Annotated in this window: 11 protein-coding genes and 1 tRNA gene; 7 read left to right on the forward strand and 5 right to left on the reverse strand. The window is 61.1% G+C overall.

From position 1 onward, the window contains the following. Position 1 precedes the first annotated feature (1 nt). From ASD02_RS18555 to ASD02_RS18565, 3 genes are all read left to right on the forward strand, one after another. Positions 2-1,351, forward strand: coding sequence for an HlyD family type I secretion periplasmic adaptor subunit (locus ASD02_RS18555; RefSeq protein ID WP_025424966.1), 1,350 nt, complete (start codon positions 2-4; stop codon positions 1,349-1,351). Positions 1,352-1,520: 169 nt separating this feature from the next. After that, complete coding sequence (locus ASD02_RS18560; RefSeq protein WP_025424967.1) at positions 1,521-2,015, forward strand: hypothetical protein; 495 nt, start codon at positions 1,521-1,523, stop codon at positions 2,013-2,015. A 157-nt stretch (positions 2,016-2,172) separates the two neighbouring features. Then, entirely contained in the window at positions 2,173-3,942 is a 1,770-nt protein-coding gene (locus ASD02_RS18565) for a GNAT family N-acetyltransferase (protein WP_082555565.1), read from the forward strand. A gap of 28 nt (positions 3,943-3,970) precedes the next feature. On the opposite strand, the gene ASD02_RS18570 is transcribed toward ASD02_RS18565, so the two are convergent. Both ASD02_RS18570 and ASD02_RS18575 read right to left on the reverse strand, forming a co-directional pair. Continuing rightward, positions 3,971-4,264 carry a DUF2218 domain-containing protein gene (locus ASD02_RS18570; RefSeq protein ID WP_057221597.1) on the reverse strand — a complete coding sequence of 98 codons (294 nt, stop codon included), beginning with the start codon at positions 4,262-4,264 and terminating at the stop codon, positions 3,971-3,973. 93 nt (positions 4,265-4,357) lie between these two features. Further along, positions 4,358-5,281: a siderophore ABC transporter substrate-binding protein gene (locus tag ASD02_RS18575; protein ID WP_025424970.1), complete on the reverse strand. Its 924-nt coding sequence runs from the start codon at positions 5,279-5,281 to the stop codon at positions 4,358-4,360. A 403-nt stretch (positions 5,282-5,684) separates the two neighbouring features. Here ASD02_RS18575 and ASD02_RS18580 point away from each other — a divergent pair, with 403 nt between their 5' ends. From ASD02_RS18580 to ASD02_RS18590, 3 genes are read left to right on the forward strand one after another with little or no spacing between them, the layout of a single operon-like run. Further along, positions 5,685-6,635 carry an iron chelate uptake ABC transporter family permease subunit gene (locus tag ASD02_RS18580; RefSeq protein ID WP_025424971.1) on the forward strand — a complete coding sequence of 317 codons (951 nt, stop codon included), beginning with the start codon at positions 5,685-5,687 and terminating at the stop codon, positions 6,633-6,635. Beyond that, positions 6,625-7,593 carry an iron chelate uptake ABC transporter family permease subunit gene (locus ASD02_RS18585; RefSeq protein WP_025424972.1) on the forward strand — a complete coding sequence of 323 codons (969 nt, stop codon included), beginning with the start codon at positions 6,625-6,627 and terminating at the stop codon, positions 7,591-7,593. Before ASD02_RS18580 ends, ASD02_RS18585 begins: the two co-directional genes overlap by 11 nt. Further along, a complete protein-coding gene (locus ASD02_RS18590; RefSeq protein ID WP_025424973.1) occupies positions 7,590-8,348 on the forward strand; it encodes an ATP-binding cassette domain-containing protein in 759 nt (252 codons plus the stop codon). The genes ASD02_RS18585 and ASD02_RS18590 overlap by 4 nt, the downstream gene beginning before the upstream one ends. Positions 8,349-8,358: 10 nt before the next feature. Here the strand turns inward: ASD02_RS18590 and ASD02_RS18595 are convergent, their stop codons facing one another. Together ASD02_RS18595 and ASD02_RS18600 are read right to left on the reverse strand one after the other, a co-directional pair. Then, positions 8,359-11,457, reverse strand: a complete 3,099-nt coding sequence (locus ASD02_RS18595; RefSeq protein WP_057221598.1) for an efflux RND transporter permease subunit — start codon at positions 11,455-11,457, stop codon at positions 8,359-8,361. Beyond that, positions 11,454-12,611: an efflux RND transporter periplasmic adaptor subunit gene (locus ASD02_RS18600; RefSeq protein WP_025424975.1), complete on the reverse strand. Its 1,158-nt coding sequence runs from the start codon at positions 12,609-12,611 to the stop codon at positions 11,454-11,456. Before ASD02_RS18600 ends, ASD02_RS18595 begins: the two co-directional genes overlap by 4 nt. A gap of 284 nt (positions 12,612-12,895) precedes the next feature. Between ASD02_RS18600 and ASD02_RS18605 the strand changes: the two genes are divergently transcribed. Continuing rightward, entirely contained in the window at positions 12,896-13,495 is a 600-nt protein-coding gene (locus ASD02_RS18605) for a TetR/AcrR family transcriptional regulator (protein ID WP_025424976.1), read from the forward strand. A 473-nt stretch (positions 13,496-13,968) separates the two neighbouring features. On the opposite strand, the gene ASD02_RS18610 is transcribed toward ASD02_RS18605, so the two are convergent. After that, positions 13,969-14,045 (reverse strand) — tRNA-Met (locus ASD02_RS18610). Positions 14,046-14,063: the final 18 nt, after the last annotated feature.

The following is a 14,063-nucleotide window of genomic DNA, read 5'->3' on the forward strand; positions in this document are numbered from 1 at the left end:
CATGAGCCGCGAGAAGAAGAATGCCGCCGAAGAACATGCCGTCGAGTGGTACTCGGAGGTGCCGCGATCGATCAAGCTGCACAGCATGGTCGGCCTCGCGTTGATCGTCGCTTCATTCGGCGGCTTCGGCTACTGGGCCTTCGCAGCCCCTCTGGCAGCGGCAATTATCGCCCAGGGCAGTTTCGTCGCCAACGGCAACAACAAGATCATTCAGCACCTCGAAGGCGGCATCATCGAGCAGATGCTGGTGGCCGAAGGCGACAAGGTCAAGACCGGCGATATCCTGGTCAAGCTCGACCAGACGCCGTCGCGCGCCAACGAGCGCGCCCTCAACCTCAAACGCCTGCGTCTCGAGGCGGTGGTCGCACGGCTGCGTGCCGAAGCCATGGGCAGCGATACATTCAAGATCCCCGACATCGTCAAGAACGAGGCCAGCGATCCGGATATCCACGCGATCATCGAGAGCCAGAACGTCAATTTTCACAGCAAGAAGATCAAGCTCGACGACCAGCTGAACCTCATCGACCAGAACATCAGGTCGCTGGAGTTCCGAGCCCAGGGCTACCAGCGCCAGCAGGAATCGTTCAACAAGCAGCTGGATATCCTCAACGAGGAGCGGGACGCCAAGAGCAAGCTTGTCCAAGGTGGACTGACCAAGAAATCCGAACTGATGGCGCTCGACCGCGCCGCGGCCGATGCGATGGGCGAGATCGGCAGGCTCGACGCCGAGGTCAAGGAGAGCCTGTCGCAGATCGACCGCTATCGCCAGGAGGCGGTCATTGCCGTCAACGCCAACAAGCAGGCGGCGCTCGATGGGCTTGAGGCCGCAGAAGCCGATCTCGATGGCGTGCGCGAGCAGTTGCGCGAGGCAAGCGAAGTTCTCGGCCGCGCCACCATCCGTTCGCCCGTCGACGGCACAGTGGTGCGCAGCTATTTCCATACCGCCGGAGGGGTGATCGCGACCGGCAAGCCGATCATGGAAATCCTGCCGGCCAATGTGCCGCTGATCATCGAAGCGCAGGTGCTGCGAACCTCGATCGATCAGTTGCGGGTGGGCGAGGATGCGACCATCCGTCTCTCGGCGCTCAACCGCCGCACGACTCCGGTGCTGAGCGGCAAGGTCTTCTACGTCTCGGCGGACTCGGTTGAAGAAGTGAGCGGCGGCCAGCAGCGCGATGTCTATATCGTCCGCGTCGAGGTTCCCGTCAGCGAGATCCACCGCATCCACGGCTTCCATCCGGTGCCGGGCATGCCGGCGGAAGTGTTGATCACGACGTCGGAGCGCACGTTCTTCGAGTATCTGACAAAGCCGATCACCGACAGCATGTCACGCGCCTTCAAGGAAACCTGAGGCGAAGTACGGGGGGTGGGGATGACGAAGGGGCTAAGCAGAATGGGGCGGCAGCTTTCGCTGTTTCACCAGCAATCTGCCAACGCCTTGAAGGCTCGGTCATTTCCGTCAAAATGGTTTGCGCCGGCAATGGCAGCGCGTCATCGATGGCGCACAGAGGAGACGTTCGATGGCAGCGATACACGAGGTGCTTCTGCTTGTCGGCCGCCTCAACTATGTCTGGACCAATACCGAAAGCCTGCTGATCTATATCATCGCCCACCTGTTGAATGTCGACAAGGAGCGGGCGATCGTGGTCTTTCTGACCTTGAACACGACGCGCGCCCGCATCGATCTGACCGAGCGCCTGGCCAAGCTGCCGGTCACGCCGGTCGACACGCGCGACAGCGTTCTTTCGATCATGGACCGGCTGAAACAGCAGTCGAAGATGCGCAACAAATACAATCACTGCATCTATTCCTTCGACGAGCAGGGCGAGATCTCCAGTACACAGCTGATGCGCCTGGTCGAGGGCGACAAGGACATTCGCTACGGCAAGGTCGAGCAACTGGACGCCCGGGAACTGGAGCGGCTCGAAGCCGCCATCCAGGAGATCACCGAAATCAGCAAGAGCCTCTGGGCCTTCATTCGCTCACGGCCGAACTTCGACGAGCGTTCGATCTAGACGAGATTGCCACAGCCGGCAGGCGACATCCTGCATTCGGATAATATCCTTGGTATATAATGGCTAAATATTGACTATAAGCTAAAGTTGTTTCGAAGAAATTCTGGCTTGAAATACGCTAAACTAAAAATACTTCTCAGTTGCGTAAGAGGGCGTTATGAAAATAGATATTATTGATACTTTAGAATATTTTGAGAAAGTTCGCGAAGATTGGGATCTTATCTACCTAGAAGACCCGGAAGCTCATCTATTTCTTTCCTGGGAGTGGCTGCAGAAATATCTGTCGCACCGACACCGCTGGTTCATTCTTGCCCTCAAGCAGGAAGACGATGGGCGGTATTGCGCCTTCCTGCCATTGAAAGTGTCGACCTACCAGGACGACACGACCAAGCTTTTCTGCGACGAGATCCGGATGGCCGGCAACTATGGCGCCGACTATACCGGCTTCCTGTGCCGGCCCGGCCTGGAGGATGCTGCGGCCGATACCTTTTCTGCCCACATCGGCAAGGAGAACTGGACGACCCTCACGTTCGATTATTTCTCTACGGCCTCTTCGCGGCTCGATCGTCTGCTCGGCGCCTTTCCCGAAGACCAGTTCGTCCAGACCAGCAACGAGCGCAGCAATCCCGACAATATCGACAATACGATCTGCCCCTATGTGAACCTGCCCGAAAGCTGGGAGGACTATCTCGCCACGCATATGAGCGCCCAGACGCGGCAGAAGCTGCGTCGCTTCATGCGGATGGTCGAGGCATCACCCGATTACCGCATTACCCACGCGACAAAAGACACGATCGAAAGAGACCTCGACACGCTGTTCCGGCTGTGGCGCATCAAATGGGCAGAGCGCAAAGGCAGCAAGGTCGATCGGCTAATCACGTTCACACGTGAGATGCTGCTGGACGCCTTTAACCAGGGCGCGCTCGATGTTCCCGTTCTGTGGTATCAGGACCAGCCGCTCGGCGTGCTTGCCAATCTGCTCGACCGGCAGAAGAAGACCGTCCTGTTCTGCATCACCGGCCGCGACGAGACGTGGACGACCCCTTCCCCGGGGCTTCTGCTGCACGGCTTTGCCATTCGCAATGCGATCGCCTGGGGATATCGGGTCTACGATTTCCTGCGCGGCAACGAAGCCTACAAATATTCCTTCGGGGTTGAAGAGCGCCGCATTCGCAGCATGCGTGTCAAAACGCGATCAGGCCGCAATCTGCGCAACTGCCTCAACCCGCGCAGCATCGAACATGTCTACGAGCGCGCGGTGGAACTGCACAGCCAGGGGCGACTGGACAAGGCGGAACCCGGCTACCGGCAGGTCATCCACACCGTGCCGACACACACCCGGGCTCGCTACGGCCTCGCCCAGCTTTTCGACGACAAGGGCGAGCACGACGAGGCCGAATATCTTTACAGAAGCCTGCTTGCAACGATGCCGGGCGCTGGCAAGATCCAGCATCGGCTCGGCGACAGCCAGATGGCGCAAGGGCACTACGCTGAAGCGGCCGAGACCTTCGAGGCCCTGCTGGCCCGCCATCCGCTCGTAAGCCTCGTGCGCTACAAGCTCGGCGTCGCCCTCTGCGCGACGGGCCGAGGCGAAGAGGCCCTCAGCATCTTCAGCAGCTTCGAGGATATCCTTTCCGACGATCCGGATCATGTGCGCTGCAAGCTCAAGGCGCAGGAAGCCGTCATACGTCTGAAGGCAGCCCTGCAAACGCCGCAGCAGGACGAGGTTCCCGAACCGGAGCAAACGCCGGTATCGATCCCGCCGCCGCAGAGAGTGTTGGTGTCGCCGAAACGAGCGCTTGATGCATCCGTGCGCCTGCCGACCGCGCCACCCCTGCTTCAGCCGTCCCTGCCATCAGGCATATCGGCGCACCTGCAGTCGCGATCGAACAGGCCGGGCGAAACAGGTTCACGGATCAAGCATTAAATATATCGATTGCGAGGTGGCCGACCGCTCACTCGGCGGTTTCGGACCAGTCGAGCGACGTCAGCTCCTCGCGAAATGCGAAGCGGATGATGTGGCGTTCGATGACGTCCTTACATTCCGCCAGCGCCTCGGCATCCGGTGATTCCGCGACGAAAGATAGCTGATCGCCGCGCGCCGTCATGCGCGCGGTGCTCGCCCCTATCGTCGCCACAGAATCCGTCTCGGTATATTCGACCGTCGTCTTGTGGGCGAAATGCTTGGACAGCTGCTGCAGGTATTGCGACGCGCGCGCGGTGGTAATACCGCTCGTGGCTTTCAACATGTTCTTCTCCACACTGCATGGGGTCGGTGGGCAGGCCAATGAAAGAGAAAAGGCGCCATGATTGCTCCTACCGCCCTTATCGGAACCTCAAGCCTACTTCTTGCTCAGTGCTTCGGTGAGCTGATCGACGATATCCTGCTCGGACTTCAGGCCCGAACTCGTCAGGTAGAGCTTGGCGGAATCGAGATAGACGACCCGCTCGTTCTTCCAGGCCTTGGTCTGGCGCACCAGCTCGTTGTCGAGCAGCGCTGCGGCCGGCTGGCCTTCCTGGCCGATCGCCGCGTCGCGGTCGACGACGAAGATCCAGTCCGGATTGGTCTCGAGGATATATTCGTAGGAAACGGCCTGGCCATGCGTCGCGACCTGCAGCTTCGGATCAGCCGGTTCCACACCGAAGATGTCGTGGATTTCGCCGAACCGCGAACCCTTGCCATAGGCGCTGATCTTGCCGCCGGTCGTCAGCAGCACGAGGCCGGTGCCGGCACCCTTGGCAACACCCTGCAGCTTTTCGATCGAGGCGTCGAGTTTCTCCGAAGCTGCCTTGATCTCCGCTTCCTTGCCGAAGATGAGGCCGAGAATAGCGGCGTTCTTCTTGACGCTGCCGATCAGATCCTTGTCGTCGGAGGTGAGGTCGATGGTCGGCGCGAGCTTGGCAAGCTCGGCATATTTCGACTGCGAACGACCACCGACGATGATCAAATCCGGTTCGGCGGCATTGACCGCCTCGTAGTCGGGCTCGAACAGCGTGCCGATCTTCGGATAGGTGTCGGACTTGTATTTTTCGAGTGACGGCGGGATCGCAGAGCCGGGAACGCCCGCCACGGGAATGCCGAGCATGTCTAGCGTTTCCAGCATTCCGAAGTCATAAACCAGCACGGTCTTCGGATTCTTTTCGACATCCGTCGTACCGCTGCTGTGCTCGATCTTCAACGTTTCAGCGCTTGCGGCAGGCGCCAGAGCCAGGACGGCAGCGACTGCAACACTACGAAGACCATTAGAAAACAGAGATATATTCATGACTTTTTCCCTCATCTTTTCGATCGTCCTAGCGCGATTTTCCAAAGAGGGCAACAAGGCCGTTTGCCGTCCTTGCAAATGCCGTGCGCCAAACCGCGGCCCATGAACGTGTGCGAGCGCCACCAAAAATGTCCTGGACCGATCCACAGGCCAGCCTGCGCTGGCATCGGCGACGTCGAGCGAACTGCCGCAGCGGATGCGACGAAACTTGACTAGCCATGTCATATATATGAATGAAGCTCAGCTCCAATCCGGCGCTGGGCGGGGCAAGCTTTTAGCGGTGCCGGGAAAGACGCAAACAAAACCTGTCCCAAGCTGCTTGGAGGCGACGGAAGAATGAACGGCAACAAGTCGACAAAGAAGAGCCATTCACCAAAACGCCGGCGCGCCTAAAGACCGATCGATGAAACCACTTCTGATTGCCGTTCCCGTCATCTTTGTGCTTGCCGTCATCAGCGTCATGACCGGCGTCGGCAGCCTCGCTTCAGGACTTGAGAGCGATGGTCGCGGCTGGCTGTTAATCGTCGAAAGCCGGGTGCCGCGCACACTCGCACTGATGCTCGCCGGAACCGGTCTCGCCGTCGCCGGCACCATCATGCAGATGCTCGCCCGCAACCGCTTCGTCGAACCATCGACCGCAGGCACCGCCGAATCCGCCGCCCTTGGCATGCTGCTGACGATGATCTTTGCGCCCACTCTGCCGGTCGCCGCCAAGATGGGCGTCGCGGCGCTCACCGCGCTCGCCGGTACGGCGTTGTTTCTAAAAATCCTGCGCCAGATCCCGTTGCGCTCGGCGCTGATGGTGCCACTGGTCGGCATCATGCTCGGCGGCGTCATCAGCGCCGTCACCACCTTCGTTGCCTATCGCTACGACATGATGCAGTCGATGGGGGCGTGGATGTCAGGCGATTTCTCCGGCGTACTGCGCGGTCGTTACGAGTTGCTGTGGATCGCACTTGTTCTGACGTTGATCGCCTATGTCACCGCTGCCCGTTTTACCGTCATCGGCATGGGCGAGGAGATCGCCCGCAATGTCGGCCTCGACTTCAACAAGGTGGTGACGCTCGGCCTTGGCATCGTTTCGATGGTGACGGCCACGGTCGTTGCCACCGTCGGCATGGTGCCGTTCCTCGGACTGATTGTGCCGAACATCATCAGCCTCTTGGTCGGCGACAATCTCAGGCGCACCCTGCCGTTGATCGCCGCAACCGGGGCCGGGCTGGTGCTCGCCTGCGACATCGTCGGCCGCATCGTGATTGCGCCCTACGAGATCCCGGTCGGAACGGTCATGGGCGTCGTCGGCAGCGTCGTCTTCCTCTATCTGCTGCTTTCGAGGCGCGCCCATGCAGGCTGACATTAAAAGGGTTTCACCCTCCGGCATGCTGCTCGTCACAGCTATGCTCGCGCTCCTGTCGATGCTGGCCTTCATGACACTCGGTGCCAGGGGAAGCTGGGCCTTCATCCTCTCCTTCCGCGGCACCAAACTTGCGGGCATGGTTCTCGTCGCCTATGCGATCGCCGTCTCGACCATCCTGTTCCAGACGATCTCCGGCAACCGCATCCTGACGCCATCGATCATCGGCTTCGATGCGATGTATGCGCTGCTGCAGACGGTCATGGTGTTCTTCCTCGGAGCCGCCGGCGCCACCGCCGTCGACCCGCGGTTTCAGTTCATCATCGAAGCCGCGGCGATGGTCGGTTTTTCCGTACTCCTGTTCCGGGCGCTGTTTTCCGGAGGCACCCGCAGCCTGCATCTCCTGATGCTGGTCGGCATCATCCTCGGCGGGCTGTTTCGCAGCCTTTCGTCCTTCCTGCAGCGGATCCTCGATCCCAACGAATTCGTGGTGCTACAGGACCGGCTGTTTGCCAGCTTCAACACGGTCAACGCCGACCTTCTCGGCATTTCCGCCGTCGCCGTCGCAGCAGTTACCTTCGTTCTCTGGCGGCTGTTCCCAACCTTCGACGTGCTGTCACTCGGCCGCGAAAGCGCCATCGGGCTCGGTGTCGACCATCACCGCACCCTTACCATCCTGCTCGTGCTCATCGCCGTTCTCGTTTCCGTCTCCACCGCGCTTGTCGGCCCGGTGACGTTCTTCGGTCTTCTGGTCGCCAGCCTCGCCTGGCAGATCACCCCGACGGCCAGCCATCGCTTCGTGCTGCCGATTGCCGTGTGCCTGGCCATCGTCACGCTCGTCGGCGGCCAGGTGATCCTGGAGCGGCTGTTCGCTTTCAACACCGCGCTCAGCATCGTCATCGAATTTGTCGGTGGTCTTGTCTTCATCTTCCTGCTTGTTCGAGGCTCCGCCCGATGATCGAAATCCGCGACGTGACCAAATCCTATGGCAGCAATGCGGTCGTCGACCGGGTCTCGATGACCTTGCCGGCCGGCGGCCTCACTTCGATCATCGGCCCGAACGGCGCCGGCAAATCGACGCTGCTGTCGATCGTCAGCCGGCTGATACCAATGGATGAGGGACAGGTTCTGGTCGACGGGCTCGATGTCAGCAGGACCGCCGGCGACGTGCTCGCCCGGCGCCTGTCGATCATGCGCCAGGACAACCACATCACCGCGCGCCTCAGTGTGCGCGATCTCGTCGCCTTCGGCCGCTATCCCTATTCGAAGGGTCGCCTGACGGCGGTTGACGTCGAGCATATCGAGCGCTCGATCGCCTATGTTGGCCTGCACTTCCTGGAACACCGGTTCCTCGACGAGCTATCGGGCGGCCAGCGCCAGCGCGCCTTCATCGCCATGGTGCTCTGCCAGGATACCGATTACATGCTGTTCGACGAGCCGCTCAACAATCTCGACATGAAACATGCCGTCGAGACGATGAAGCTGCTGCGGCGCCTGGCCGACGATTTCGCCAAGACCGTTGTCGTCGTGCTGCACGACATCAACTTCGCCTCCGCCTATTCGGATCGCATCGTCGCCATGCGCGACGGCAAGCTCGCCTTCGAGGGCGCACCGAAGGAGATGATCGAGCCGTCGCGCCTGCAGGCGATCTTCGACGTCGACTGCCGCGTTCACGCCGTCGGCGAAACGCGGCTCGTCAACTATTTCGAATAGGCCGGTCGGCTCAATGGGAAGAGCCAGATGCGAGCGGGCGGCCTTTGCGCGCGGCATCAGCGATCTTGTCCTCATCTGTTACCGATGACAGCCGCTTCAGCCGGCGCCCCAGGCGAACGCTGACATCATCCATCACCGTGAACATCACCGGCACGAAGACGAGGCTCAGCATCGTCGATGTGATCAAGCCGCCGATCACGGCGATCGCCATCGGCGCGCGGAAGGCTGCATCCGCACCAACGCCGATCGCCGCCGGCACCATGCCGGCGACCATGGCGATCGTCGTCATGATGATCGGCCGTGCACGGGTCGTGCCCGCCGTCAGCAAGGCCGTTCGCCGGTCCGCCCCTTCCTTGCGGCAGACGATCGCATGGTCGACCAGCAGGATCGAGTTCTTGCAGACGATGCCCATCAGCATCAGGATACCGATGGTCGAGGACAGATCGAGCGCCGCCCCAAACAGGATGAGTGCCAGCGCAGCGCCGCCGATCGACAACGGCAGGGCAATCAGGATGGTGATCGGCTGCAGGAAGTCCTTGAATAGGAGCACGAGCACCGCGGTGACCATCAGGATGCCGGCAAGCAGAGCAAGCGCGAAATTGCGAAACATTTCCGACATGTATTCGGCTTCGCCGTAACTGGCCTGCGAAACCCCCGCCGGCATCTTGGTCATGGCCGGCAGGGCTGAAACTGCCTCGAATGCCGTGCCAAGCGTGATGCCGTTCAGATTGGCCTCCACCGCCATCAGGCGTTTGCGGTTGAGGCGTTCGACGCTGCCCTCCTCCGCGCCAAAGGAAATGTCAGCCACCGATGTCAGCGGCACCAGCTTGCCGGAGTTGGTGCCGACGCGCAAATTTCGCAACGTGTCGAAATCCGCCCGCGCGGTTTCGTCGAGCATCACCCGGATTGGCACCTGCCGGTTGCCGAGATTGAACCGTGCCGAATTGCTTTCGCTATCGCCCATCGTGGCAATGCGCGCGACCGTGCCGATCGACGTTACCGAGACGCCAAGCCGGGCAGCCTCGTCGAGGCGAGGCTTCACCAACAGCTCAGGCGACAGCAAGGGCTCGGTCGACTGGACGTTGACAAGGCCCGGCATCGCCCGCATCTCGTTTTCGAGCTGGCGCACGGCCTGGGTCAATGCCTCCGCGTCATCACTGGTCAGATAGATCGACAGATCCTTGGCGCCCTGGTCGGACGCAAAGGTCGCCTGGATATCCGGCGTCTCCGCAAGCAGCGGCCGCAAAGAAAGCTCGAACGCCTTGCGGCCGAGCGCACGCTCCTTGCGCGGACGAAGCTTGATCAGCAGGTCGACCCGGTTGAGGCTGTCGGCAGTCGCAAGCGCGCTGTCGACCTCCGGCCGCGCTTTGATCTTGCGCGTCAGCTCATCCGAAACACGCGCCGTTTCCTCGAGCCGCGTGCCCGGCGGCAGAGTGACCTTCAAGGTCGAGAGGTTGCTGTCGCTCCCCGGTATGAAGCCGGTCGGCAACATGGTCAGGAGCGCGATCGAACCGACGAAGATCAGGGCAACGATGGAAAGCGCCGTCTTGCGATGATCGAGCGTCCAGCCGAGCATCCGGACATAGGTATCGGCGATGCGCGAGCGCTTGACCTCATGGCCATGCCCCGCCTTCGGACGAAGCAGATAGGCCGCCATCAGCGGCGTCAGCAGGCGGGCGACCGCCAGCGAGAACAGGACAGCGATGGCGACCGTCAGGCCGAACTGCTTGAAATATTGTCCGACGGCGCCGCCGATGAAGCTGACGGGCGCAAACACCGCCACGATCGTCAGCGTCGTCGCCACGACCGCCAGCCCGATCGCATCGGCGGCATCGATCGCGGCAAGGAACGGCCGTTTGCCCATGTCCACATGCCGCTCGATATTCTCGATCTCGACGATGGCGTCATCGACCAGAATGCCGATGACGAGCGTCAGCGCCAGCAGACTGATGCTGTTCAAGGTGAAGCCGAGCAGATCCATGACCATGAAGGTCGGCAGGATCGATAGCGGCATGGCCAGCGCCGAGATCAGTGTTGCCCGCCAATTGCGCAGGAACGCGAACACGACCACGACGGTCAGCGCCGCCCCTTCGAGCAGCGCCGTCACCGCCGCGTCGTAGCTGTCCTTGGTGTACTCGACCAGCGAGATCAACTCCTTGATCTCGACGCCGGGTGTACGCGCCTGGATTTCCACAAGCCGCGTGGCAACGCGATCGGCAACCACCGTGTCGCTCGCGCCCTTGCTGCGCGACACCGAGAAGCTGACGACCGGCTCGCCGTCGAGCCGGGCAAAATTGCGTGGTTCGGACGAGGTGTCCTCGATTTTCGCCACATCCGAAAGCTGGACCCAACGGCCGCCCGAAATCGGTATCGACAGGCGCGAAAGCTCCTCGACGGAGGTGGCGCTGCCAATCGTTCGGATCGACTGCTCGCGCCCGCCGATCTCGCCACGCCCGCTCGGGACATTGGTATTGAGCTCGCGCATCGCGGTGTTGACCTGGTCGGCCGTCACGCCAAGCGCCAGCAGGCGCTCCGGATCCAAGGAAACGCGAACTTCGCGGCTGACGCCACCGAGACGCTGAACCTTCTGGACGCCCGGAAGCGTCAGAAGCTCGCTGTTCAAGGTATCGTCCACGAACCACGACAGCTCGACCGCGGACATGTTGGGTGCGCGCACGGTGTAGTAGATGATGGCGCTGCCATCAACGTCGAGGCGCGAGACCACCGGTTCCTGGATCGACTGCGGCAGATCGGAGCGGATCTGGGCGACCGCTTCGCGCACGTCGTTGGCGGCACGGTCAGGGTCCGTGCCGATCTTGAACTCGACCGTCGTTGTCGAGACACCGTTGGTAACCGTCGAGCGAATGTGGTTGACGCCGACCAAGCCGGCGGCCACCCCCTCGACGCGCCGCGTGACCTGCGTCTCCATTTCCGCCGGCTGGGCGCTCGGCTGGGTGATTGTCACGGTGACGACGGGAAACGACACGCTCGGATTGGCGTTGACGGGCAGACGCAGGAACGAGGCGATGCCGACAAGGGTCAGAACAACGAACAGGACGAGCGTCGGTACGGGCTTTCGGATCGCCCAGGCGGATATATTGCTGGTCATTTCTGCGCGCCTGCCTGAGCGGGTTCAATGTCTTTGGTGGCAACGGCCTCACCCTCACGAAGAGAGACGCCGGCCTTGGCAACAACGCGTTCGCCGGTATTTAGCCCCGACACGATCTCCACCTTGCCGTTCTGGCGCATCCCGGCCTGGACGGTCTTGCGCTTGACCTTGCCGTCCTCGACAATGAACACTGAGGGCATTCCGTCCGGCGTGCCGTAAAGCAGCGCGGAATCGTCGACCATGATGGCCGGACGTTCCGCAACAACGATTTCCGCGCGGCCGAACGTTCCGGCATAGGGCGGCTTGTCGGTCATGAGCGCAATCTTGGCCGTGCCAAGTCGTGTCTCGCTATCGATCTTCGGATTGATCACCCGGACATGACCCTCGATCGTGTCCGTGCGTCCGGAAAGCTTGACCTTCACCTGCTGACCGACAGCAAGCAGGGGCAGCTCGCTTTCCGGTATTTCAGCGGCAAGCTCGATTTCGCCGTCACGGATCAGCCGCATCAGCGGTTCCGTTCCGGCCAATGCACCGGCGCGGGCAAGGCGCTCGGAAACGATGCCGGTGGAAGGGGCGACGATCACGGCGCGTTCGAGCTTGCGCCGCGCCTCCGCCTGGAGCGCCTGAGCCTGTGCGTCCTCGGCGCGGGCGACTTTGACCGCCTCGTGCGCGATGGCCACTGCCGAAACACGCTCTTCAAGGAAAGTCTCGGCTTTCAGGTGCCGCAGTTGGCGTGCACGGTCGAGCTTCTTTTCTTCCTGTCGAACGGTCTCTTCCTGTTGAGCAACCGCCGCACTGGTGCGGGCGACGCGCCCTTCGGCTTCCCGCAGGAGGTTTTCCAGCATCTCGGTTTCCAGTCGGGCAAGAACCTGGCCGGCGACCACTCGATCGCCGACCTCGACCTCGACCTTGGCGATCCGCTGCTCGGTCAACGTCGTGCCGACGGCGATTTCTTCGCGTGCGACGAAGATGCCGGCAAAGGACCGCATCCATTTCTGTGGCTGCCTGTCGGCCACAAGCGTCGAGACGGTGCGGGTTGCGGCTGCGACATCGGCGCCCACCGATGCGGCAGCCTCGTTGGCAAGCAGCTCGCCTGCAGTGGCAGCAAGCAGGAACGTGGCAATTGCTGCGCTCAGAACTGGGGAACGTCTCATTCTGGTTGGCTTTCGCTGACGGGAATGGATGTCGACCAATCCTCTTGAGGATCGCATCGCGTCGACAGGTCCCTGATTATCGCGTTCAGAAGGAATTATTTCTTCGATTAGTCAATCTATTAATTCCATCAGCTGAACACGTCAATAGTAAGGCGATCGCATGCAAGCATTGCGGGAACATGGCGCTCTTGGCACCAGACCGCTTCTATTGACTCTGCAAGACCCGCATCGCATATGAGATCGATCAGTCTATTAAAGAATGATGGCCACTGGGAGCAGGCACGATGCGCAAGATCGACCCGGAAAAACATGCCGCAAGGCGGCAAGTCATCCTCGACGCCGCAATCGTCTGTTTTGCCCGTAAGGGATTCCACGGCACTTCGACTGCGGAAATCTGCGCCGAGGCAGGCATGAGCCCGGGCAATCTCTTCCATTACTTTCCGACCAAACACGCCATCATCGCCGCGATCGTGGAGGTCGAACGTCAAGAAACGGCGGAGTTTTTCCGTGAACTCCATGAAGCGTCGGATCTTTTTGCCGCCCTTCTGGGTTTTATGGACGTTGTCCTGCGGCTGGCGGCCGATCCGGTCTTTTCCAGCCTGGCGCTGGAGATCGCCGCCGAGGCCACGCGCGACGAACGCATCGGCGAACTGGTGGCGGCGAATGACGCTGACCTGCGCACCGCCCTTGCCACTGTGATCAAAGCGGCGCATGAACGCGGACAGATCGATGCCGCCATCGATCCCGAGGGCGGCGCACGCTGGATTGCAGCGATCATCGACGGCATCTTCGGGCGCATCGCCGTCGATCCGGGTTTTAAGCCGCTGGAAGAGGCGCCGATGCTGCACCTGCTGCTGACGCGTTTTCTCTGTCCAACAGGCTGAGCGGTGCAAGATTTTACAGTGAGTTGATTTGTGCGGCCGCCGGTGCGTGGCCGCCGACGCCTTCAAGGCCGGGTCGCATCCTGGCTCATCAGAGCGACATCCCAGGGGGCTTCCGATTTAGACGGAACCGCGCAAACGCTCTATCTCTTTGTTTTTACGCATTTCCTCACGGAAACCGCTTCGCACTTTTCCTAGAAATGCTCTATGCCGGATCCTCGCCATGTTACGGCGCCTGATGCGACCGTCAAAACCGTCAGAACCGACGCCCTCTTCCAAGACGATGCTGGTTCGAGCCTTTGCCGTTGACGCACGTGTATGCGGTTTACGCGTCTCGCATTCATTTGCCCTTGAAGGTCCGTGTTTTCCTGGACTTTGTTCTGGGCGCGCTTGGCGGTTAGCCGGTTTTGTTTTCTTTGCCCCTGAACGCCAAAAAGCCCGCGGACCTTTCGGTCTTGCGGGCTTTTTTTTTGATTTGGTTGCGGGGGCAGGATTTGAACCTGCGGCCTTCAGGTTATGAGCCTGACGAGCTACCGGGCTGCTCCACCCCGCGCCATCTCGGTAAACCGCT

This window comes from Ensifer sp. Root1252, assembly GCF_001425885.1.
Taxonomy (GTDB): Bacteria; Pseudomonadota; Alphaproteobacteria; order Rhizobiales; family Rhizobiaceae; genus Ensifer; species Ensifer canadensis.

What these genes read in the sequence shown, in the direction of transcription:
- ASD02_RS18555 (WP_025424966.1), top strand. Translation starts at nt 2, where the DNA reads ATGAGCCGCGAGAAGAAGAATGCCGCCGAAGAACATGCCGTCGAGTGG.
- ASD02_RS18560 (WP_025424967.1), top strand. Translation starts at nt 1,521, where the DNA reads ATGGCAGCGATACACGAGGTGCTTCTGCTTGTCGGCCGCCTCAACTAT.
- ASD02_RS18565 (WP_082555565.1), top strand. Translation starts at nt 2,173, where the DNA reads ATGAAAATAGATATTATTGATACTTTAGAATATTTTGAGAAAGTTCGC.
- ASD02_RS18570 (WP_057221597.1), bottom strand. Translation starts at nt 4,264, where the DNA reads ATGTTGAAAGCCACGAGCGGTATTACCACCGCGCGCGCGTCGCAATAC.
- ASD02_RS18575 (WP_025424970.1), bottom strand. Translation starts at nt 5,281, where the DNA reads ATGAATATATCTCTGTTTTCTAATGGTCTTCGTAGTGTTGCAGTCGCT.
- ASD02_RS18580 (WP_025424971.1), top strand. Translation starts at nt 5,685, where the DNA reads ATGAAACCACTTCTGATTGCCGTTCCCGTCATCTTTGTGCTTGCCGTC.
- ASD02_RS18585 (WP_025424972.1), top strand. Translation starts at nt 6,625, where the DNA reads ATGCAGGCTGACATTAAAAGGGTTTCACCCTCCGGCATGCTGCTCGTC.
- ASD02_RS18590 (WP_025424973.1), top strand. Translation starts at nt 7,590, where the DNA reads ATGATCGAAATCCGCGACGTGACCAAATCCTATGGCAGCAATGCGGTC.
- ASD02_RS18595 (WP_057221598.1), bottom strand. Translation starts at nt 11,457, where the DNA reads ATGACCAGCAATATATCCGCCTGGGCGATCCGAAAGCCCGTACCGACG.
- ASD02_RS18600 (WP_025424975.1), bottom strand. Translation starts at nt 12,611, where the DNA reads ATGAGACGTTCCCCAGTTCTGAGCGCAGCAATTGCCACGTTCCTGCTT.
- ASD02_RS18605 (WP_025424976.1), top strand. Translation starts at nt 12,896, where the DNA reads ATGCGCAAGATCGACCCGGAAAAACATGCCGCAAGGCGGCAAGTCATC.